This window comes from Geodermatophilus sp. FMUSA9-8 (assembly GCF_037034165.1).
Taxonomy (GTDB): Bacteria; Actinomycetota; Actinomycetes; order Mycobacteriales; family Geodermatophilaceae; genus Geodermatophilus; species Geodermatophilus nigrescens.
In genome coordinates, this window is the sequence record NZ_JBAGKE010000006.1 from 197,579 (window position 1) to 218,109 (window position 20,531).

Here is a 20,531-nt window from a genome sequence, read left to right on the forward strand (position 1 = left end):
GACGTGGAGGTCCGCATGTCCAGCACCACCACCAGCCGCGCCACCACCCCGCTGACGGGCACGCCCGTCGTGCCCGGGGTCGTCCTCGGCCCGGTCGTGCGCCCGGCCGGCGCGGTGCGCCTGCCCGACGCGGCGTCCGCGGAGACGCTGCCCGAGGCCGCGCGCGAGGAGGAGCGGGCGCGCTTCACCGCCGCCGCGGACGCGGTCGCCGGCCGGCTGGCGGCGCGGGCCGCGGCCGCCACCGGGATGACCGCGGAGGTGCTGTCGGCGACCGCGGGGCTGGCGCGGGACCGCGGCCTGCTGGGCGCCGTCGAGCAGCGGATCGCCACCGGGGTCCCGGCTGCGGTGGCCACCGTGCAGGCCGCCCAGCAGTTCGTCGACGTCTTCACGTCGCTCGGCGGCGTCATGGCCGAGCGGGTCACCGACGTGCGCGACGTGCGCGACCGCGTCGTCGCCGAGCTGACCGGCCAGGGTGAGCCCGGAGCGCCGGCCCCCGACACCCCGTCGGTCCTGCTCGCCGACGACCTGGCGCCCGCCGACACCGCGGGCCTCGACCCGGCACGCATCCTGGGCCTCGCCACCCGGCTGGGCGGCACGACCAGCCACACCGCGATCATCGCCCGCCAGCTCAACCTGCCCCTGGTCGTCGCGGTCGAGGGCCTCGACGCCGTCCCCGAGGGCGCCACCGTGCTGCTCGACGCCGAGGAGGGCACGGTCACCGTCGACCCGGAGCCGTCGTCCGCCGGTGCCCAGGTGGAGGCCGCCCGCCGGGCCGCCGAGGCGCTGGCCGGCTACCGCGGCCCGGCCGCCACCCGCGACGGGGTCGCCGTGCCCGTCTACGCCAACGTGCAGGACGGCGCCGGCACGCGCGCGGCGATGGCCGCCCACGCCGAGGGGGTGGGCCTGTTCCGCACCGAGCTCGCGTTCCTCGGCCGCGCCGCCGAGCCGACCGTCGAGGAGCAGGCGGCCGGCTACGCCGAGGTGTTCGAGGCCGCCGCGGGCCGTCGTGTGGTGCTGCGCACCCTCGACGCCGGCTCCGACAAGCCGCTGGAGTTCGCGACGCCGCCGGAGGAGGCCAACCCCGCCCTCGGCGTGCGGGGCCTGCGGGTGGCCCGCCGCGACCCGGGCCTGCTCAACCGCCAGCTCGACGCCGTCGCCGAGGCCGCCCGCCGCACCGGCAGCACGCCGTGGGTGATGGCGCCGATGGTGGCCACCGTCGGGGAGGCCGAGGACTTCGCCGCGCGGGTGCGCGACCGCGGCCTGGTGCCCGGGATCATGGTCGAGGTGCCGTCGGTGGCGCTGCTGGCCGACCGGTTCCTGCAGCACGTCGACTTCCTGTCGATCGGCACCAACGACCTGTCGCAGTACGCGCTGGCCGCCGACCGGCTCTCCGCCGACCTCGCCGACCTGACCGACCCCTGGCAGCCGGCGCTGCTCGCGCTGGTGGCGGCCACCGCGGCCGCGGGCCGCCGCGCGGGCAAGCCGGTCGGCGTCTGCGGCGAGGCGGCGGCCGACCCGCTGCTGGCCTGCGTCCTCGCCGGACTCGGCGTCACCTCGCTGTCGTGCGCCGCGCCGGCCGTGGCCGGGGTCGGTGCCCGGCTGGCCACCGTCGACTCCGCGGCCTGCCGGGAGGCGGCCGACGCCGCGCTCGCCGCGGACGACCCGCGGGCCGCGCGGGCCGCGGCCCGCGCCGCGCTCTCCCGCGGCTGAGGCGTCGGGCGGGTGGTCGGGAGGCCGCCCGCCCCACCCCCAAGGTGAACGATCGTCGGAGATGTGACGACACTCCCTACGGATCGTCGGAATGATGTGGCCCGTGCCTGCTTTACTACAGGTGCACCCCACACCGGCACCGAAAGAGGAGACGACGAGATGTCGATCACGACCACCTGGCGGCAGCGTCGGCAGGCGGCTCGTACGCGGCGCGCGCTGGACCGTGCGCTCGCGCGCAGCAGCAGCCCGGCGATGCGCGACGAGCTGCTCACGATGGCCAACAGCAGCGCCTTCCACACCCGCGACTTCTGACGCGCGGCGTCCCCCGGAGGGACGCGACCCGCACGGCCCCGGTCTGCCCCGCAGCCCGGGGCCGACTGCTGTCCGGGGGCGCCCGGGCCGTCCTCTCGGGCGACCTCCGGCCGGCCTCCCCCCTTCGGGTCGGCGGCTCAACCGGCCCGCGCGTCGTGCCGATGACACGCCCGTGACGGGAGTGCACGGGGAGCCGGGGGAGCCGCGGGGCGGCGGGACGGGCCACGCGGCCGAGGAGGCCCGCGAGACGTCGGGCGCCACGACCGGGCTCGTGCTGTCCTTCGTCCGCGCGCACGCCGGCGAGGCGGGGGTGGAGGAGCTGCTGCGCCGGGCGGGCGTGCCGTTCAGCGCGGCCGAGCTGAGCCTCCCGTCGACCTGGACGAGCTACGACACCCGCATCCGGCTGTTCACCGCGGCGGCCGAGGTGCTCGGCGACCCCGGCGTGATGTTCCGCGTGGGCGCGGAGTCGCTGCGGGCGGGCCTCAACGCGAGCGTGGTCGTGCTGGTGCGCGCCCTCGGGTCCCCGCGGCAGGTCTACGCGAGGCTCCCGCGCGCGGTCGCCAACTTCTCCACCACCTCCACGATGGAGGTGCTCGACGCCGACGCCACCTCGGCCACCCTCCGCTACCGGCTGCACGAGGGCCACGTGCACTCGCGGCTGGACTGCGACTACGCCCGGGGCCTGATCACCATGGTCCCCACCGTCTTCGGGCTGGCCCCCGCGCGCGTCGTGCACGACGAGTGCGAGTCCGACGGGCACCCCGCCTGCGTCTACTCCCTGTCCTGGGACCGGAGGTCGCGGCTGCCGTGGCGCCGCCGCGCCGGGACCGACCCCGAGCTCGCCGCCCTGCGCGACCAGGTGCGGGCCCTGCAGTCCGCGGCCACCGACCTCGTCGACGGCGAGGACCTGGGCACCGTCCTCCCGCGCATCGTCGAGCGCGCCGCCTCGGCCGTCCTGGCGCCCGCCTACCTGCTCGCCGTCGCCTCACCGCACGGCGGCGCCCCCCTCGTGCACAGCGCCGGCCTCCCCGCGGCGGAGGTCCCGGGTCTCACCGCCCGCCTGCTCGCCGGGGAGGACCTCGGCCCGGGCTCCGTCGTCGTCGACGTCGCCTCCGCGCGGCGCACCCACGGCCGGCTGGCCGCTCTCGGCCGGGCCGACGGCGGCCTGGGCGACGAGCGGGCCATGCTCGCCGCCTACGCCGGTCACGCGGCCGCCGCCCTCGACCTGGTGATGGCGCTGGAGACCAGCCGGGCCGAGGCCCGGCGCGCGGGCGCGCTCCTGGACCTGGCCCACGGCCTGGCGCAGGCCGCCGAGGCACCCGCGGTCGCCGACGTCGTCGCCCGCGCGCTCCCCAGCATCGTCGGGTGCGGCAGCTCCGGCGTGCTGCTGTGGGACCCCGCGGGGGCGGTGCTCCGGGCGGCGGCGTGCGACGGGCTCGCGCCCGCCCAGGAGCAGGTGCTGCGCGCGGCCGACCTGCGCGCCGCCGACGTCCCCGAGCTGTTCGCCATGCTCACCGACCGCGAGCCCCGCGTCCTCACCGCGCGGGGGTCCAGCACGCCGATGCGGGAGCTGCTCACCGCGCTGGACCTCACCGACGTCGTCGCCCTGCCGCTGCAGGCCGGCGCCACCTTCCTCGGCGTGGTCACCGCCAGCTGGGCCGCCGGCCAGACCGCCGACGCCCTCGACGGCGAGGTGCTCACCCGCCTGCGCGGCGTCGGAGACCAGGCCTCGACGGCGCTGCAGAAGGCCCGGCTCCTGGAGACCGTGCGCCACCAGGCCACGCACGACGCGCTGACCGGCCTGCCCAACCGGGTGCTCTTCCGCGACCGGCTGGTCGAGGCGCTCGCCGCCTCCCCGGCCGGCGGTCACGTCGCCGTGCTGTTCAGCGACCTCGACCGGTTCAAGGCGGTCAACGACGGCCTCGGCCACGCCGCCGGCGACGAGCTGCTCCGTCAGGTGTCGGCCCGGCTGCGCGCCGCCGTCCGGCCCGGCGACACGATCGGGCGGCTCAGCGGCGACGAGTTCGCCGTCCTGGTGCCCCGGCTGGCCGGGCCGGGCGCCGCCGACGGCGTGGTCGCCCGGGTCGCCGCGGCGTTCGGCGAGCCGTTCCGGCTCGACGGCATCCCGGTCGACGTCGGCACGAGCACCGGCGTGGCCGTGCACTCCGGGGAGGCCACCGACCCGCGCGCCGTGGCCGAGCGGCTGCTGCGCGAGGCCGACGCGGCGATGTACCGCACCAAGCACCGCGACCGGCCGCCGGCGCCGGAGCCGCGCACGGCGACCTGAGGCGTCAGTCGCGCAGCCGGGCCCGCAGGGCGGCCTGCTCGTCGGGCCCGAAGCCGTGCTCGGTGAGCCAGCCCAGCGGCCCGCCGTGCCGCTCGTGCAGGACCTCCAGCAGCCGCCGCATCGTCTCCGCGCGCGGGGTGTGGCTCGCGACGTCGCGCCTGGTCATGTCCTCGGCGTAGGTCGGCGAGCTCCTCAGCTTGGCCACCAGCGCCTCGATCACCTCGGCGGTCAGCGCGTAGTCGGCGACGATCTCCTCCTCGGGCACCCCGGCCGCGGCCAGGGTGAACATGACGACCACGCCGGTGCGGTCCTTGCCGGCGGCGCAGTGCACGACCGCCGCGCCCTCGCCCCCGGCGATCACCCGCAGCGCGGCCAGCACGTTCTCCGGCCGGTGGTGCAGGTAGCCGAGGTAGGCGCGCACGGCCGGCGGCTCCACCTCGTCGGCCTCGGTGGTCTGCCGCGGCAGCAGCGTCTCCACCCAGTCGGCCGGCAGCTCCGGGAGGTCGTCCTCCTCGACGGCGAAGACGTCGGTGTGGCGGCCCTTCTCCGGCAGCAGGCTCAGGTGCCGGTGCGTGACGCCCTCCACCGAGCGCAGCGGCCCCCGGCCCTCGAGCAGCACCTCCGCGGTGGTGCGCAGGTCGATCACGTCGCGCAGGGGGAGTTCGGCCAGCCGGCGCAGGTCGTCGTCGCTGAGGGTCTGCAGGTTGTCGCTGCGCAGCACCCGGACCGGCAGCGTCCGCCCGCCGTCGGTGGTCGGCAGGCCGCCGAGGTCGCGCGTGTTGGTGGTGCCGTCGAGTCGCAGCCAGCGGTCGGGGTGCGGTGAGCTCACGCCCCGACGGTAGAGCGCGCCCCGAGGAGGGCGTCGCAGACCTCGACGAGCCGCCGCCGCAGGGGCGCGGCGCGCTCGGCGAACCCGCGCTGCGCGGCCACGTACTCCGCCTTGCCCTCCGGCGTCTCGATCCGCACCGGCGCGTAGCCACGGTCGGCGAGGTCGTAGGGGGAGGCCCGCATGTCCAGCTCGCGGACCTCGACGGCCAGGGCGAAGCAGTCGGCCAGCAGCTCGCCGGGCACCGCGGGGGAGAGCTTGTAGGCCCACTTGTAGAGGTCCATCGTGGCGTGCAGGCAGCCCGGCTGCTCCATCGCGACCTGCGTCTCCCGCGTCGGCCGCAGCCGGTTGAGGCCGACGGCGTCCGGGGTGAAGAAGCGGAACGCGTCGAAGTGGCTGCACCGCACGGGGTGGGACTCCACGACGGCGTCGGTGCCCGCCCGGCCCAGCCGCAGCGGCACCGCGTGCCGGCGCTCGTCGGCGCGGTAGACCATCGCCCACTCGTGCAGGCCGAGGCAGCCGGTCTGCGCCGGCCGCGCCGCGGTGGCCGCCAGCAGATCGCGGACGAACCGCACGGTGGCGCCGCGGTCGGCGAGGTACGCGGCGGCGTCGAGGGTCGCCGCGCCGTCCCCACCGGTGGCGTACCAGCGCCAGGCCGCGTGCGGGGCGGGACCGCCGTCGCCGGGCGCGAGGGCGACGCCGGGGCCCGGGTGCCAGCGGCGCAGCCGGCTCGGCGTCTCGGAGTAGTAGGTGAACAGGAAGTCGAGCACCGGGTGGCTCTCGCCGCGCCGGCGGCGCTCGCGGTGCGGGGCGGTCCAGCGCTCGACGCGGGCGTCGTGGGCCGCGGCGCGCGCCGTCCACTCCGCCGCGGGCAGCAGGACGGGCACGGGCACCCGACCAGGGTAGGAGGGCCGCCGGTCCCTGGCGGTGTCGCGGCGGACGCCCGGTGTCAGGACCCGTCGGCCGCGGTCAGCCGGTGCAGCCGCAGCGCCAGCTGCACCTCCAGCGCCCGCTCGGGCGAGGACCAGCCCCGCCCGAGCAGCCGGCCCACCCGGTCCAGCCGCTGGGTGACCGTGTTGACGTGCACGTTGAGCGCCTCGGCGGCCCGCGCCGGCGAGCCGCCGGTGTCGAACCACGCCCGCAGCGTGGCCACCAGGTCGGTGCCGCGGCGGGCGTCGTAGTCGAGCACCGGCGCCAGCGTCGCCTGCACGAAGCCCGGCACGTCGCGGCCCTCGCCCACCAGCAGGCCGACGAAGCCCAGCTCCCCGGCGCTCGCCGACTGCCCGTCGCGGCCCAGCGCCAGCAGCGTCGACGCGCAGCGCGCCGCCTCCGCCGCCGCGGCGGCCACCGCGGCCGGGCCCGGCACCGGGCCGGCGCCGCCCGCGGTCACCGGCCGCCCCACGGCCGCGGCGACCTCCCGCCGCGCCAGCGCCGCCGCCTCGCCCGCCGCCAGGTCCGGCAGGCACAGCACCACCCGGCCGTCGCGGACCCCGGCCAGCCCCGCCCGGGTGGCCGCCAGGTGCCCGGCCGCGGCCAGCGCGCGCCCGCGGCAGCGCTCCTCCACCCGGACGACGACGACCGCGAGCGGGCGGTCGAGGTCGGCGCCCAGCCGCCGCGCCCGCTCGCGCAGCCCCTCGGGGTCGCGCAGCGGCACGGTGAGCAGCTCGTCGAGCAGCTCACCGCGCACCCGGCCCTCGGCCTCGCTGGCCGTCCGCCGGATGAGCAGCAGCAGGGCGGTGACCAGCGCGGCGCGCTCGAGGATCCGCCGGTCGCCCTCGGCGAGGTCGCCGTCGCGCTGCAGCACCAGGCCGCCGAGCAGGTCGCTGCCCACGGTCACGGCGGCGGTCCACCACCCGCCGTCGCCCACCGTGCGCCCGGTCGAGCGGGCCAGCGCCAGCGCGCCGGCGGGGTCCGGCGGCAGCGCGCCGTCGTCGCCGGAGGTCGGGCGGCCCTCCTCGTCGAGCACGGTGATCCGCCCGCCGAGCGCCTCGGTCACCGCCGCCGCCACGTCCTCCACGCCGCCGCCGCGCAGCACCAGGTCGATGAACCGGTCGTGCGCCCCGGCCGCCCGCTCCACCGACTCGGTGTGCGCCCGCAGCTCCCGGGTCGCCGCGGACAGCTCCTCGAGCGCCGTGCGGGTCTCCTCCAGCAGCCGGGCGTTGTCGATCGCGATCGCGGCGTGCGCCGCGAGCGACCCGAGCAGCGCCACCTCGGAGCGGACGAAGGTGCGCTCGGTGCGGTCGGCGGCGTAGAGGACGCCGATCACCTGCGAGCCGCGGATCAGCGGCACGCCGAGGATGGCGACCAGGCCCTCCTCGCGCACGCCGTTGTTGATCGCGTCGGTGTGGTGGAACCGGGAGTCGGTGAAGTAGCTGGCCGTCGAGTAGGGCGCGGCCGTCTGCGCCACCAGCCCGCCGAGGCCCGCGCCCATCGGCAGCCGCAGCGCCTGGAACCGCGCCGACACCGACCCGTCGGTCACCCGCATGTAGGTGTCGCCGCGGGCGTCGTCGTTGAGGGTCAGGTAGGAGACGTCGGTGCCGAGCAGCTGCCGGGCCCGCCGCACGATCGCGGTGAGCACCGAGTCGACGCCGCGCAGCGTGGCCAGGTCGCTGGCCGTGTCGAACAGCGCCGAGAGCTCCGACTCGCGCCGCCGCCGGGCGGCGAACGCGGCCCGCACCTGCAGCGCCAGCAGCCGCACCCGCTCGAGCTCGGCCAGGCTCTCGGGGTCGGCGCCGCCCGAGCGGGCGCGCACCAGCGGACCCTCGTACTCGATGGCGGCGGCGTCGTCGAGGACGAGCTGCAGGTACTCGGCGGCCGCGGAGGGCACCCGCGGCGGCGGGCCGGCGCCGTCGGCGGGCAGCGCTGTGGTCCGGGTCACGTGCGGCATCCTGCCCGGCCGCCTCGTCAGTGGGCGGTCCACCCGCCGTCCATCCGCAGCGACGTGCCGGTGACCGAGGCCGCGGCCGGCGAGCAGAGCCAGGCGACGGCGTCGGCCACCTCCGCGGGCTCGATCAGCCGCTTGAGCGCGGCCGGGGCGAGCATCACCTGCTCGACCACCTCGTCCTCGGAGATCCCGTGCGAGCGCGCCTGGTCGGCGATCTGCCCCTCGACCAGCGGCGTGCGCACGTAGGCCGGGGCCACGCAGTTCGACGTGACGCCGTGCGCCGCGCCCTCCAGCGCCACCACCTTCGACAGGCCCTCCAGCGCGTGCTTGGCCGTGACGTAGGCGGACTTGTACGGCGAGGCGCGGTGGCCGTGCACGGAGCTCACGTTGACCACCCGGCCCCAGCCGCGGGCGTACATGTGCGGCAGCGCGCCGCGGACCAGCCGGAACGGCGTCTCCACCATCAGCCGCAGGATGGTGGCGAAGACGTCGGGCGGGAACTCGTGCAGCGGCGCCACGTGCTGGAAGCCGGCGTTGTTGACCAGCACGTCGACGTCGAGGTCCAGCGCGTCGACGGCGGCGAGGTCGGTCAGGTCGACGGCGACCGCGGTGCCGCCCACCTCGGCCGCGACCCGCCCGGCCGCCGCGGCGTCCCGGTCGGCGACGACGACCGCCGCGCCGGCCTCCGCCAGCCGGGCCGCGACCGCCCGGCCGATGCCCGAGGCGCCGCCCGTCACGAGCGCCCGCCGTCCCGCCAGGTCCTGCGCAGCCATGGCGGCGAGGGTAGGACCCCGCCGCCATGACTCCCACGGCTCGCGGCCACACACTCGGCGCCGCCGCGGTGGTGTCCGGCCACACCGGGTGCCCGGTGCCCCGCCACCGGTCGTCGCCGCGAGTGCATGGGCCCGGACCACATGAACCAGGTCACAGGACTGTCCTCGGCCACATGGGTGGAACGCGATCGGCTTCCTAGCGTCGGGACGACCGGACCCCGACGTCCCCCAGGAGACCCCGCATGACCGCACCCCGAGAGCGAGGGCGCTTCGGCCGCGTCGTCGGCGCGAGCATCATCGGCACCACCGTCGAGTGGTACGACTTCTTCCTCTACGGCTCGGCCGCCGCGCTCGTCTTCGGCCCGCTGTTCTTCCCCGACTCGTCCGACTTCGCCGGCGTCCTGCTGGCCTTCGGCACCTACGCGATCGGCTTCGCCGCCCGCCCGATCGGCGCCCTGGTCTTCGGCCACTACGGCGACCGGATGGGCCGCAAGAAGCTGCTCGTCGTCTCGCTGCTCATGATGGGCGGCGCCACCTTCGCCATCGGCCTGCTGCCCACCTACGCCACGGTGGGCGCGCTCGCGCCGCTGCTGCTGGTGTTCCTCCGCCTCGTGCAGGGCTTCGCCCTCGGCGGCGAGTGGGGCGGCGCGGTGCTCATCGTGTCCGAGCACGGGCGTCCCGAGCACCGCGGCTTCTGGGCGTCCTGGCCGCAGGCCGGCGCCCCGGCCGGTCAGCTGCTGTCCACCGCGGTGCTCGCGCTGCTCGCGGCCTTCCAGTCCGACGCGGCGTTCGAGGCCTGGGGCTGGCGCATCCCGTTCCTGCTCTCGGCCGTGCTCATCCTCGTCGGCCTGTGGGTGCGGCTGGCGGTCAGCGAGTCGCCGGTGTTCCTCGAGGCCCAGCGGGCCGCCGAGGCGCGGGCGCGCGAGACCGGTGCCGCCGAGCAGGCGCCCATCGCCGTCGTCCTCGCGCGCTACAAGCGGGAGGTCCTGGTGGCCATGGGCGCCCGGATCGCGGAGAACGTGTCCTTCTACGTCCTGACGGCGTTCACGACGGCGTACCTCACCAAGGGGCTGGGCCTGGACTCCTCGTTCGCCCTCAACGCGCTGCTCGTCGCCTCGGCGGTGCACCTGGTGACCATCCCGCTGTGGGGCGCGCTGTCCGACCGGGTCGGCCGCCGGCCGGTCTACCTGCTCGGCGCCGCCGGGACCGGGGTGTGGGCGTTCGCCCTGTTCGAGCTCTACGAGACCGGGAGCTTCTGGCTGGTCGTGCTGGCCCTCGTCGTCGGCTTCCTGTTCCACGGCGCCATGTACGGGCCGCAGGCGGCGTTCTTCGCCGAGCTGTTCGGCACCAAGGCCCGCTACACCGGCGTCTCCGTGGGCGCGCAGCTCGCCTCGGTCATCGCCGGTGCCCCCGCGCCGCTGATCGCCGTCGCGCTGCTCGGCAGCTTCTCCGAGCCCACCCGGGCCGGGTCTCGCTGTACGTGGCCGCCTGCGCCGTCGTCACCCTGGTCGCCGTCCTCTCCTACGGCGAGACCCGGGTGCGCGACCTCGGCGCCGACGACGCCGTCGCCTCCGCCGGGGAGCGCCGCACCGCCGCCGTCTGACCCCGGTCCACGGGCCCCCCATGACACGCGTCACGGGGGGCCCGTGCGCGCCCGGCGCCAGGTCGTGAGAGACGGCACCCGCGGCCGGCCGGGGTCGGCGGGAGCGTGGGGACGTGCCCCGGAGGACCGGCCGACCAGCGGCCGGCGGGGCACGAGGAGGAGGCCCCGTGCCGCTCACCCACCCGGCTCCCGTCCCGGCCGCGACCGGCCGTGCCGCCCCCGTCGTGGAGGTCACCGACCTGCGCCGCCGCTACGGCGACGTCGAGGCCGTCCGGGGCGTCAGCTTCGAGGTCCACCCCGGCGAGGTGTTCGCCCTGCTCGGCGTCAACGGCGCCGGCAAGACCTCCGCCCTCGAGGTGCTCGAGGGCCTGGCGCCGGCGTCCGGCGGGACGGTGCGCGTCGTCGGCGCCGACCCGGTCCGGGAGCGCGCCGCCGTCCGCCCGCACCTCGGCGTCCTGCTGCAGACCAGCGGCCTGCCCGCCGACCTCACCGTCCGCGAGACCGTCGCGATGTGGGCGGCCACCCTCACCGGCCCGCGACCGGTCGAGGAGGCGCTGGCGCAGGTGGACCTCACCGGCCGCGCCGACGTCCGCGTCCGCAGCCTCTCCGGCGGTGAGCGGCGCCGCCTGGACCTCACCCTCGCGCTGCTCGGCTCCCCGCGGGTGATCGTCCTCGACGAGCCCACCACGGGCCTGGACCCGGAGAGCCGGCGCACCGTCTGGGCGCTGGTCCGGCAGCGGGTGGCCGAGGGCGCCGCCGTCGTGCTGACCACGCACCACCTCGAGGAGGCCGAGGAGCTCGCCGACCGCATCGCGGTCATGCGGGCCGGCCGGATCGTGCTGTCCGGGACGGCCGCCGAGATCGCCGCCACCCAGCCGGCCACCATCCGCTTCACCCTGCCCGACGGCGCGGCGCCGCTGCCCGCCGTCCCCGGGGCCGAGGTCGTCTCGGACGGCCCGCGGGTGGAGCTGCACACCCGCGCGCTGCAGCCGGTGCTCACCCGCCTGCTCGTGGAGGCCGCCGAGCGCGGTGTCGTCCTCGGCGGGCTGCAGGCCCGCGCGGCCTCCCTCGAGCAGGCCTTCCTCGCCGTCGCCGACGGCGCCGACCCCTCCTGACCCCGCCCTTCCCGACCCCGCCCCTCCTGAACCCGCCCCGAGAGGAGCCTCCCGATGACCGCCGCCACCGTCCCCGCCCCGTCCCGTCCCGCGCCGTCCCGGCTGCGCCGCACGCTGGCGCTGGCCGGCGCCGAGACCCGGCTGCTGCTGCGCAACCGCACCGCCGTCGTCAACTCGCTGCTGCTGCCGCTGTTCTTCGTCGCGCTCGTCCCGCTCACCGACATCGGCGGCGAGGGCGCGCTCGGTCCCCGCCTGGTGGTGACCTCCCTCGGCGTGACCCTGGTCTTCCTGACCTACTACAACCTGGTCACCACGTTCGTCGCCCGCCGCGAGGAGCTGGTGCTGCAGCGGATGCGCAGCGGCGAGCTCAGCGGCGCGGAGGTGCTGCTGGGGACCGCCGTCCCGACGCTGCTGGTCACCGTCGCCCAGGTCGTGCTCGTGCTCGCCGGCAGCGCGGTGATCGGCGAGTGGGCGGCGCCGGTCGACGTCGTGCTGCCGCTGCTCGCGCTGCTCGGCGGGGCCGCCCTGATGACGTTGCTCGCGGTGGCCAGCACGTCGTTCACCCGCACCCCGGAGTCCGCGCAGATCACCACGCTGCCGCTGGTGCTCGTGGCCACCGCGGCCTCGGGCCTGCTGTACCCGCTGGACGTCTTCCCCGACCGCGTCGCCGAGGTGCTGCGGTTCACCCCGGTGGAGCCGGTCGTGGAGCTCGCCCGCCTGGGTCTCGCCGGGCAGACGTGGGACGGGCAGGCCGTCGACTGGGCCGGTGCCTGGGCGGCCGCGCCGCAGCCCCTGCTGGTGCTCGGCGCCTGGATCGCCGTCGCCGCGTCGGTGTCCCGCCAGGTGTTCCGGTGGGCCCCGCGCCGGTGAGCGAGCCCGCCCGCGACGGTCGGTACGGCAGCATGGGCGCCGTGCCGACCGTCGCACGCTGGTGGCGCAGCCGCAGCGACCCCCAGCGGATCGAGCTCTACACCCGGTGGTCGTACTACTCCTTCCTCACCGCGCTGCCGCTGTTCGGCCTCCTCGCCGTGGCCTCGGACTGGGCCGGTGCCCCGCGCTGGCTGGAGCTGCTGCTCCTGGCCGCCACCCTGGCGACGACGGCGGCCGCCGTGCAGCTGAGCCGGCGCGGGTTCGCCGACCGCGCCGCCGGCCCCGACCGGGTGGCGCTCGCGGTCGCGGTCCTCGCCGGCCTGGTCGTCGTCGGCGTGGTCGTGGTCGGCGCCGCGGGGACGGCGAGCGGGCCCTCGCCCGCGGTGCCCTGGGCGGCCGGGTTCGTCGGCGCCGAGGTGCTGCTCGCGCTGTCGGTCACCGTCGCCACCCGCCGTTTGGTGGCCGGCGCCGCCGGGGTCACGGTCCTCACCGCCGCCGTCGCGCTGCTCGACGGCAGCGCGGTGCCGGCCGCCGTCGTCGGCGCGGTCTCGATCGGGGTGGCGGTGGCCGCGACGACCCTGGCCTTCCGGTTCTCCGTCTGGATCCTCGACGTCGTCGTCGAGATGGACCGCAGCCGGGGCGTGCAGCTGCAGCTCGCCGTCGCCGAGGAGCGGCTGCGCTTCGCCCGCGACCTGCACGACGTCATGGGCCGCAACCTCTCGGCGATCGCGGTCAAGAGCCAGCTGGCCGGCGAGCTCGTGCGCCGCGGCCGGCCCGGCGCCGCCGACGAGGTGGCCGACATCAGCCGGATCGCCGAGGAGTCGCTGCGCGAGGTGCGCGACGTCGTCCGCGGCTACCGCTCCACCGACCTGGCCGGCGAGCTCGCCGGCGCCCGCTCGGTGCTGCGCGCTGCCGGCATCGCCTGCACCGTGCGCGGCGAGGAGGCCGGCACCACGCTGTCGACGGCGGCGCAGGCGGCGCTGGGCTGGGTGGTGCGCGAGGCGGTCACCAACGTGCTGCGGCACAGCTCGGCCGGCACCTGCACGATCACCCTCGTCCCCGGCGACCCGGTCGAGCTGCGGGTGGAGAACGACGGCGTCACCGGCGCCGGGGCGGACTGGGGCAGCGGGCTGCGCGGCCTGGCCGAGCGGCTGACGGCGGCGTCCGGGCAGCTGTCGGCCGGGCCGGTGGGCGAGCGGTTCGTCGTCGTGGCGCGGGTGCCGGCGCGGGTGCCGGCCGTGGAGGAGGTGCCGTGATCCGCGTGCTGCTCGCCGACGACGAGAACCTCATCCGCTCGGCGCTGGCGGCCCTGCTGGCGCTGGAGGACGACCTGGAGGTGGTCGCGCAGGCGGCGTCGGGCGACGAGGCGCTGGCGATGGCCCGCCGGCACACGCCCGACGTCGCGGTGCTCGACCTGCAGATGCCCGACCTCGACGGCATCTCCGTCGCCGCCCAGCTGCAGGGCCTGGTGCCCGGCTGCGCGGTCGTGATCGTCACCGGGCACGGGCGGGCCGGGCACCTCAAGCGGGCGCTCACCGCGGGCGTGCGCGGGTTCCTGCCCAAGACCGTGCCCGCCGCGGTGCTCACCGACGTCGTGCGCACCGTGGCGCGCGGCGGCCGCTACGTCGACCCCGAGCTCGCCGCCGAGGCGATCAGCGCGGGGGACAGCCCGCTGACGCCGCGCGAGGCCGACGTGCTGGAGCTCGCCGCCGGTGGGGCGCCGGTCGAGGAGATCGCCGCGCGGGCGCACCTGTCACCGGGGACGGTGCGCAACCACCTGTCCTCGGCGGCGGGCAAGCTCGGCGCGGCCAACCGGCACGTCGCCGTCGAGGTCGCCCGCCGCCACGGCTGGATCTGATCAGTCGGGGACGTTGCCGCCCCGGACGACGGAGTCGTCGCGCTGCGCCTCGTCGTCGGTGGTGAGGGTGACGTCGGCCTCGCCGCCGTCGGAGCGGTCCTCGCCGGACACGCCGTCGATCATGTTCGACTCGGTCGGCCCGTCGGTGGTGTCGGGGGACTCGCGGTAGCCGGTGTGGTCGGTCTCGCTCATCAGTCGGCGTTCCCTCCGGATCGTGGGGTGGGGCCCTGGACCTCGCCGGAGGCGTCGCCGCCCCGGGCGCGGGCGACGTCGCTGTCCGCGCGGGCCGGCAGGTCGTCGCCCGCGGCCGCGTCGCGCTCGAGGGCGTCCTCGCGCGTCAGGGGCACGTCCTCGAAGGACGAGCCGCTGTCGCTGTTGTCGCCGGTCCCCGAAGCGGTGGGGACGTCCTGCTGTATGCGGTCGCTGCCCTGCGGGTCGGTCACGGGGAGGGGCATGCCCGCCGTCGTCCCCCCGAAACGGCCCTTCCCCGGCTGCCGGCCTCGCCGTGTGGTGCCCGACCCCACCCCGCAGCGCGAGGTCGGGCACCACGCCGCGAGGCCGGGCCCACACGACGGCCCCACACGACGGCCCCACACGACGGCCCCACACGACGGCCCCGCACGACGACGGCCGCCGCCCCCGGGTGGGGACGGCGGCCATCTCGGTGAGGTGCTGGAACGGCCCGCCTGCAGGGGCCCGCCGCGAGCGTGCGAGCGGTGGGGGCAGGCGGGTCCTCCTAGAACGCGGCCTCGGGGATCTCCATCAGCGCGTTGTCGGTGGCCTCGGCGATGGCCCGCTCCGCGGTGAGCTTCGGCAGCACCTGGGTGCAGAAGAAGCGCGTGGCGGCGAGCTTGCCCTCGTAGAACAGGCGGTCCTTCTCGCCCACCTCGCCGGCGAGGGCGGCGAGGGCCACCTCCGACTGGCGCACGAGCAGCCAGGCGGTGACCAGGTCACCGGCGGCCAGCAGCAGCCGCGAGGTGTTCTGGGCGACCCGGTAGACGTTGGCCATGTCCTCCTGCGCGGCCGTGAGCTGCCCGAACATCGCGGTGAGCATGCCCTGGACGTCGGCGAGGGCGGTGGCCAGCAGCGCCCGCTCCTCCTTGAGGCGACCGTTGCCCACCTCGGCGTCGATCGTGGCCTGGACCTGCGAGGCCAGCCAGGTCAGCGCGACACCGCCGTCCTTGACGATCTTCCGGAAGAAGAAGTCCTGGCCCTGGATCGCCGTCGTGCCCTCGTAGAGGGTGTCGATCTTGGAGTCGCGGATGTACTGCTCGATCGGGTAGTCCTGCAGGAAGCCCGACCCGCCGAGGGTCTGCAGCGACTCCTGGGTGAGCAACTGGGTGGCCCGCTCGGAGCCGTAGCCCTTGACCACCGGCAGCAGCAGGTCGTTGACGCGGGCGGCCAGCCGCGCCTCCTCGCTGTCCGCGGTGCCGGCGGCCTCGGCCTCGGTCACCCGGTCGCGGAAGCTCGCCGTGTAGAGGTACAGCGCCCGCATGCCCTCGGCGTGCGCCTTCTGCAGCATCAGCGAGCGGCGCACGTCGGGGTGGTGGGTGATCGTCACGCGCGGGGCGTCCTTCGACGTCGCGGTGAGGTCGGCGCCCTGCACCCGCTCCTTCGCGAAGGCCAGGGCCTGCTGGTAGCCGGCCGAGAGGGTGGCGATCGCCTTGGTGCCCACGAACATCCGGGCGTGCTCGATGACCTTGAACATCTGCGCGATGCCGTCGTGCACCTCACCGACCAGCCAGCCCTTGGCGGGCACCGGGCCGTCGCCGAAGGTGAGCTCGCAGGTCGTGGAGACCTTGAGGCCCATCTTCTTCTCGACGTTGGTCACGTACACGCCGTTGCGCTCGCCCAGCTCGCCGGTCTCGAGGTCGACGTGGAACTTGGGGACGACGAACAGCGACAGGCCCTTGGTGCCCGGCTTCGCGCCCTCGGGGCGGGCCAGCACGAGGTGGACGATGTTGTCGGAGAGGTCGTGCTCGGCGGAGGTGATGAACCGCTTGACGCCGGTGACGTGCCAGGAGCCGTCGTCCTGGCGCACCGCCTTCGTTCGGCCGGCGCCGACGTCGGAGCCGGCGTCGGGCTCGGTGAGCACCATGGTGGCGCCCCACTTGTGCTCGAGCATCAGCTCGGCCATGCGCTTCTGGTCGGGGGTGCCGAGCTCGTGCAGGACGGCGGCGAAGGCGGCCCACGAGCCGTACATGAAGACGGCGGGGTTGGCGCCGAGCACCATCTCGAAGGCGCCCCACGTCAGGGCGTGCGGGGCGCCGAAGCCGCCGAGGTGCTCGGGCAGGTCGAGGCGGTACCACTCGCCGTCCTCGATCGCGCGCACCGACCGCTTGAAGCTCTCGGGCAGCGTCACCGAGGAGGTGGCCGGGTCGAACACCGGCGGGTTCCGGTCGGCGTCGGTGAAGCTCTCGGCGATCGGGCCCTCGGCCAGCCGGCGGATCTCGGCGAGCACGCCGCGCGCGGTCTCGGCGTCCATCTGCTCGAACGGGCCGGTGCCGAACCGGTCCTTGGTGTCGAGGAACTCGAACAGGTTGAACTCGAGGTCCCGCAGGTTCGCGGTGTAGTGGCTCATGCGGTGTCGCTCCCGTGCTCCGTGCCGGTGGGCGGCGGCAGGTGTGCCTACTCGCCGGTAACGAACGTTATTACCGGCGGGTAACCAGGAGCAAGGGCGCGGCCCGGGACACGCCCGCAGGGGTCAGAGCGGGTGTCCCGGGCCGTCGACGCCGGGGAGGAGGCCCGGCGGGCCTGGGAGGTGCCGGGCGAGCCCGGCAGGGTCAGCGGTTGCGCCGTCGGGCGGCGAGCACCGCGCCCAGCAGGGCGGCGAACAAGGCGCCGAGCCCCGCGGCGATGAGCAGCGCCACCACCAGGGGCGCGCGGACGTCGGTGAAGACCAGGCTGATCGGCACCGTCTCGCCGTTGAACACGATGAACAGCACCAGGACCACCGTGACGGCGATGAGCAGGGCCAGCGCCAGGCCGCGGCCGATGGTGCGGCCGGCGGACCCGGCGCGGGAGGACCGCGGGGCCGGGGTGGTGCCGCCGGACGTGCCACCCGACGTGGCGGCCGGGGTGCCGGCCGTCGGGCCTGAGGCGGTCGTCCCGTAGCCGGTGGCGAACGGGTCGGTGCCCGGCGCGGAGGGCCGGGGCTCGGCGGGCGTTCCGGGTGCGGTCACGCCCGACGGTCTGTCCGCTGGAGGCCCCGCTCAAACGGCCGGCACCCCACCGGGGAACTCAGTCCCGGTGCGCCGCCGGCTCCGTCTCCGCGGGCGGCCAGGACGGCCCCGCCGCGCCGTCGGCCGGGCCGGTGGCCTCCGGGCCGTCGGAGTCCCGGGCCGGCGGGCCCGACGTGTCGCTGCCGAGGGGGCCGACCGAGCGCGGGGAGTCCGGCTCGGGCATCTTCTGCTCGCGCGTGCTCACCGGCCCGAGTCTGCGCGCGCCCCGTGGCGACGGCGACCCGGGCGGCTCAGTCGTCGAGCGCGGGGCCGGCTTCGTGCGCCGGGTGCCCGGCCGTGCGCTCGCGCTGCTTCATCCGCGCCTCGAACACGTGCCGGTCCCCGCCGGAGAGCTCGGTGCGGGCCCGCTCGTCGAAGTCGCGGAACGCCGACCAGTAGGACGCGTCGTAGTCCTCGACGATCTGGAAGGTCCAGCGGTCGGCGATGACGTTGCGGCCGACGAGGTCGCGGTCGAGGTCGTCGGCGAGCTGCGTGTGGCCGGCCTCGCGGAACTTCTCGACGGCCTCCTGCAGCAGCCGGTCGGCCTTGCCGGAGTGCTGGTGGAAGCCGTAGAGCTGGCCGCGGGCCTGTTCGATGGTCTCCAGGGCCTCGGAGAGCTTGCCCAGCCCCTCGACGGTCGTGTCGTCGAGGTCGGGACGGGTGCGGTCGGTCACCGGCTCATCCTGCGGGTCCGCGGACACGTCTGCCCGGCGAGCGGGGTGCGCTCGCCGGGCAGTCGCCGCGGGGGAGGGGGGCCGCAGGGCCCCGGCCCGACGCGCGTCAGGCGGCGTCGCCGGCCGCGGAGCGGGCGGTGGCGATGTCGATCAGCCGCTCGGCGAGGTCGCGGCCGTGGGAGGCCGGGCCGTCGGGGCCGAGCAGGCCGCCGGAGAGGTACATGCCGTCGACGATCAGGTGGACCTGCGCGGCCAGGTCCTCGCCGACGCCGGGGGCCACCTCCTCGGCCAGCCGCTCCAGCCGCGCGTGCAGCTCGAACTTGTAGTCGGCGGCCGCGCTGCGGGCGGGGTGCTGCGGGTCGTCGTACTCGCTGCTCACGTTCGTGAAGGGGCAGCCGCGGAACCCGGCGCGGGTGACGTCGGCCTGGACGGAGTCGACGACGGCGAGCAGCGCGGCGCGGGGGTCCGGCGCGAGGTAGAGCAGCTCGTCGATGTGGCCGAGCACCGTGGCGGCCTTGCGGGCGAGGTACGCGCCGACGAGCTCGTCCTTGCTCTTGAACAGCCGGTAGACGGTCATCTTGCCCAGACCGGTCTCGCGGACGAGCTCGTCCATGCCCACGCTGCGGGAGCTGCGGGCGGCGAACAGGCGCTCGGCGGTGTCCAGGACGATGGCCTCCCGCTCCGCGCGGCTGCGGCGGACCGGGGCCGGGCTGTCGGCGTCGGCGAGGGAGAGGGCGGCGGTCACGACGGCGACTCTGCCGCCTCCCGTGACGGATCAGTTCGCGGCACGCCGGACCCCCGGCACGGGTGATCCCACTGGGGTCCCGAGAGGCGAACGCGCAGGTCGGGACGCCGGTGCCGGGTGGGACCGCTGTGACGACCCGGTTCCGGGACCGGAGTGGCCGGGGGTGCCGCGCGGGTCAGGCGCGGCGGGTCCGGCGGGGGTTGGCGAGCAGCCGTACGACGCGCTCGGCGGCGGCCTGCGCCGTCGTCGCGGGCTCTCCGGTGGGCTCGCCGGGGGTCTCGTGCACCGTCCGGTCCTCGTGCTGGGTGTCCTCCATGAGACCCAGCCTGCCCGAGCCGCCGGACCCGGAAACAGGCCCTGAGCTGCGCGGACCCCAGCGGGTGAGGTGATCCACGTCACCCGGGACCCGCCCGGCCCGGGGACCGGACGGGTCCGTCCGGCGTCAGCTGCCAGGCGTGTCGGCGGGGCCGTCGCCCATCGGCTGCCCCTCCGCGGGGTCCTCGGCGCGGGGCGTGCGGCCGTCGTCGTCGGGCTGCTCGCCGGCGGGGTCGCCCTCCGCGCGCTCCGGCGAGCGTGGCGGCCGTTCGGGCTCGGTCACGGCGTCCTCCTCGGGTCCGTCCTGGTGGTCGAGGGGGCCTTGCCCAGCCCGGCCCGCCGCCGAACCCCCGTCGTCCTCGCGCGCCTCGTCCTCGCGCGCCTCGTCCTCGCGCGCCTCGTCCTCACTCGCCTCGACCTCCTGCGCCCCCGGCACCCGCGGCAGCAGCGCGCGCACCGCGGCGGCGTCGGGCAGGCCCCCGCGCGCGCCGGGGCCCGTCGTCGACAGCGCCGCCGCGGCCACCGCCTCGCGCACGGCGCCGGGCAGGTCGTCGCCCCGGGCGAGGGCGGCGCCGAGGGCGCCGGTGAAGCAGTCGCCGGCGCCGGTGGTGTCCACGGCGCGCACCGGCGGCGGCGCCTGCAGCAGCGCCGGGCCGTCCGCCGGCACGACCAGCGCGCCGCGCGCGCCGAGGGTGACCACGGTGGCGGTGACGCCGAGGCCGCGGGCCAGCTCCGCCAGCTCGGCGGGCGTGCGCCCGGCCGGGCCGGCGCCGGCCAGCTGCACGAGCTCGTGCTCGTTGGGCACCAGCACGTCCACCCGCCGCAGCAGCTCCTCCGGCAGCGGCCGCGGCGGCGCCGGGGTGAGCACCACCGTGCCGGACGCGGCGTCCGCGGCGGCCCGCACCGCCTCGAGCGGCACCTCGAGCTGAAGCAGGACGACGTCGGCGCCGCGCACGGCCGGCACGTCGACGTCGGCCGGGGTGAGGGCGGCGTTGGCGCCCGGCACGACCACGATGAGGTTCTCCCCGCTGCCGTCCTCCACGGGGATGGTGGCCGAGCCGGTCGGCGTCCCCGGCGTCGCGAGCACCCCCGCGGTGTCCACGCCCGCCTCCCGCAGCGCGGCCACCTGGCGCCCGCCCGCGGGGTCCTCGCCCACGCGCCCGACCATGGCGACCCCCGCGCCGGAGAGCCGGCCGGCGGCCGCCGCCTGGTTGGCGCCCTTGCCGCCCGGGGCGAGCGCGGCGTCGCGGCCGACGACGGTCTCGCCGCGCCCGGGCAGCCGGTCGACGGCGACCAGCACGTCCTCGTTCAGGCTGCCGACGACGGTGACGGACACGG

At 76.9% G+C, this 20,531-nt stretch carries 20 protein-coding genes and 1 pseudogene; 8 read left to right on the top strand and 13 right to left on the bottom strand.

Features of this window, described 5'->3' with window-relative positions; translation table 11 throughout:
* Positions 1-15 precede the first annotated feature (15 nt).
* The 3 genes from WA616_RS14420 (at position 16) to WA616_RS14430 (ending at position 4,309) form a co-directional block, all read left to right on the top strand.
* Positions 16-1,710 (top strand): putative PEP-binding protein, encoded by a 1,695-nt coding sequence (locus tag WA616_RS14420; protein ID WP_336030828.1) that lies wholly within the window; start codon positions 16-18, stop codon positions 1,708-1,710.
* 159 nt (positions 1,711-1,869) lie between these two features.
* On the top strand, positions 1,870-2,022 hold the full coding sequence (locus WA616_RS14425) for a hypothetical protein (RefSeq protein ID WP_175562895.1): 153 nt from the start codon (positions 1,870-1,872) through the stop codon (positions 2,020-2,022).
* 172 nt (positions 2,023-2,194) lie between these two features.
* The gene (locus WA616_RS14430; RefSeq protein WP_336030831.1) at positions 2,195-4,309 is read left to right on the top strand and encodes a diguanylate cyclase domain-containing protein; all 2,115 of its coding nucleotides are present in this window, start codon (positions 2,195-2,197) and stop codon (positions 4,307-4,309) included.
* Positions 4,310-4,313: 4 nt separating this feature from the next.
* Here WA616_RS14430 and WA616_RS14435 read toward each other — a convergent pair whose 3' ends face one another.
* From WA616_RS14435 to WA616_RS14450, 4 genes are read right to left on the bottom strand one after another with little or no spacing between them, the layout of a single operon-like run.
* On the bottom strand, positions 4,314-5,138 hold the full coding sequence (locus WA616_RS14435) for a tyrosine-protein phosphatase (RefSeq protein WP_336030834.1): 825 nt from the start codon (positions 5,136-5,138) through the stop codon (positions 4,314-4,316).
* Positions 5,135-6,028, bottom strand: coding sequence for a 3-methyladenine DNA glycosylase (locus WA616_RS14440; RefSeq protein WP_336030836.1), 894 nt, complete (start codon positions 6,026-6,028; stop codon positions 5,135-5,137). The genes WA616_RS14435 and WA616_RS14440 overlap by 4 nt, the downstream gene beginning before the upstream one ends.
* A gap of 56 nt (positions 6,029-6,084) precedes the next feature.
* The gene (locus WA616_RS14445; RefSeq protein ID WP_336030838.1) at positions 6,085-8,022 is read right to left on the bottom strand and encodes a helix-turn-helix domain-containing protein; all 1,938 of its coding nucleotides are present in this window, start codon (positions 8,020-8,022) and stop codon (positions 6,085-6,087) included.
* Between the two features lie 17 nt (positions 8,023-8,039).
* Entirely contained in the window at positions 8,040-8,792 is a 753-nt protein-coding gene (locus WA616_RS14450) for a 3-hydroxybutyrate dehydrogenase (RefSeq protein ID WP_073420991.1), read from the bottom strand.
* Positions 8,793-9,034: 242 nt separating this feature from the next.
* Between WA616_RS14450 and WA616_RS14455 the strand changes: the two are divergent.
* The 5 genes and pseudogenes from WA616_RS14455 to WA616_RS14475 form a co-directional block, all read left to right on the top strand.
* Positions 9,035-10,216 (top strand): annotated as a pseudogene (locus tag WA616_RS14455) (MFS transporter); the annotation flags it as partial.
* A gap of 484 nt (positions 10,217-10,700) precedes the next feature.
* On the top strand, positions 10,701-11,510 hold the full coding sequence (locus WA616_RS14460; protein ID WP_336030841.1) for an ABC transporter ATP-binding protein: 810 nt from the start codon (positions 10,701-10,703) through the stop codon (positions 11,508-11,510).
* Between the two features lie 54 nt (positions 11,511-11,564).
* On the top strand, positions 11,565-12,380 hold the full coding sequence (locus tag WA616_RS14465) for an ABC transporter permease (RefSeq protein WP_336030842.1): 816 nt from the start codon (positions 11,565-11,567) through the stop codon (positions 12,378-12,380).
* 41 nt (positions 12,381-12,421) lie between these two features.
* Complete coding sequence (locus WA616_RS14470) at positions 12,422-13,636, top strand: sensor histidine kinase (protein WP_336030843.1); 1,215 nt, start codon at positions 12,422-12,424, stop codon at positions 13,634-13,636.
* A complete protein-coding gene (locus WA616_RS14475) occupies positions 13,633-14,238 on the top strand; it encodes a response regulator transcription factor (protein WP_336030845.1) in 606 nt (201 codons plus the stop codon). The genes WA616_RS14470 and WA616_RS14475 overlap by 4 nt, the downstream gene beginning before the upstream one ends.
* On the opposite strand, the gene WA616_RS14480 is transcribed toward WA616_RS14475, so the two are convergent.
* From WA616_RS14480 to WA616_RS14520, 9 genes are all read right to left on the bottom strand, one after another.
* Positions 14,239-14,430 carry a hypothetical protein gene (locus WA616_RS14480; protein ID WP_336030847.1) on the bottom strand — a complete coding sequence of 64 codons (192 nt, stop codon included), beginning with the start codon at positions 14,428-14,430 and terminating at the stop codon, positions 14,239-14,241.
* Entirely contained in the window at positions 14,430-14,693 is a 264-nt protein-coding gene (locus WA616_RS14485) for a hypothetical protein (protein WP_336030848.1), read from the bottom strand. The genes WA616_RS14480 and WA616_RS14485 overlap by 1 nt, the downstream gene beginning before the upstream one ends.
* Positions 14,694-14,974: 281 nt before the next feature.
* Positions 14,975-16,819, bottom strand: a complete 1,845-nt coding sequence (locus tag WA616_RS14490; RefSeq protein ID WP_336030851.1) for an acyl-CoA dehydrogenase — start codon at positions 16,817-16,819, stop codon at positions 14,975-14,977.
* Positions 16,820-17,021: 202 nt separating this feature from the next.
* Complete coding sequence (locus tag WA616_RS14495) at positions 17,022-17,420, bottom strand: lipopolysaccharide assembly protein LapA domain-containing protein (protein WP_336030852.1); 399 nt, start codon at positions 17,418-17,420, stop codon at positions 17,022-17,024.
* A 58-nt stretch (positions 17,421-17,478) separates the two neighbouring features.
* On the bottom strand, positions 17,479-17,664 hold the full coding sequence (locus tag WA616_RS14500) for a hypothetical protein (RefSeq protein ID WP_336030853.1): 186 nt from the start codon (positions 17,662-17,664) through the stop codon (positions 17,479-17,481).
* A 46-nt stretch (positions 17,665-17,710) separates the two neighbouring features.
* Positions 17,711-18,133, bottom strand: a complete 423-nt coding sequence (locus WA616_RS14505) for a hypothetical protein (protein WP_073420999.1) — start codon at positions 18,131-18,133, stop codon at positions 17,711-17,713.
* A gap of 106 nt (positions 18,134-18,239) precedes the next feature.
* Positions 18,240-18,878, bottom strand: a complete 639-nt coding sequence (locus tag WA616_RS14510; protein WP_336030855.1) for a TetR/AcrR family transcriptional regulator — start codon at positions 18,876-18,878, stop codon at positions 18,240-18,242.
* A gap of 175 nt (positions 18,879-19,053) precedes the next feature.
* Entirely contained in the window at positions 19,054-19,194 is a 141-nt protein-coding gene (locus WA616_RS14515; RefSeq protein ID WP_336030856.1) for a hypothetical protein, read from the bottom strand.
* Between the two features lie 126 nt (positions 19,195-19,320).
* A complete protein-coding gene (locus tag WA616_RS14520; RefSeq protein ID WP_336030858.1) occupies positions 19,321-20,529 on the bottom strand; it encodes a PfkB family carbohydrate kinase in 1,209 nt (402 codons plus the stop codon).
* Positions 20,530-20,531: the final 2 nt, after the last annotated feature.

What these genes read in the sequence shown, in the direction of transcription:
- WA616_RS14420 (WP_336030828.1), top strand. Translation starts at nt 16, where the DNA reads ATGTCCAGCACCACCACCAGCCGCGCCACCACCCCGCTGACGGGCACG.
- WA616_RS14425 (WP_175562895.1), top strand. Translation starts at nt 1,870, where the DNA reads ATGTCGATCACGACCACCTGGCGGCAGCGTCGGCAGGCGGCTCGTACG.
- WA616_RS14445 (WP_336030838.1), bottom strand. Translation starts at nt 8,022, where the DNA reads ATGCCGCACGTGACCCGGACCACAGCGCTGCCCGCCGACGGCGCCGGC.
- WA616_RS14450 (WP_073420991.1), bottom strand. Translation starts at nt 8,792, where the DNA reads ATGGCTGCGCAGGACCTGGCGGGACGGCGGGCGCTCGTGACGGGCGGC.
- WA616_RS14465 (WP_336030842.1), top strand. Translation starts at nt 11,565, where the DNA reads ATGACCGCCGCCACCGTCCCCGCCCCGTCCCGTCCCGCGCCGTCCCGG.
- WA616_RS14480 (WP_336030847.1), bottom strand. Translation starts at nt 14,430, where the DNA reads ATGAGCGAGACCGACCACACCGGCTACCGCGAGTCCCCCGACACCACC.
- WA616_RS14485 (WP_336030848.1), bottom strand. Translation starts at nt 14,693, where the DNA reads ATGCCCCTCCCCGTGACCGACCCGCAGGGCAGCGACCGCATACAGCAG.
- WA616_RS14490 (WP_336030851.1), bottom strand. Translation starts at nt 16,819, where the DNA reads ATGAGCCACTACACCGCGAACCTGCGGGACCTCGAGTTCAACCTGTTC.
- WA616_RS14515 (WP_336030856.1), bottom strand. Translation starts at nt 19,194, where the DNA reads ATGGAGGACACCCAGCACGAGGACCGGACGGTGCACGAGACCCCCGGC.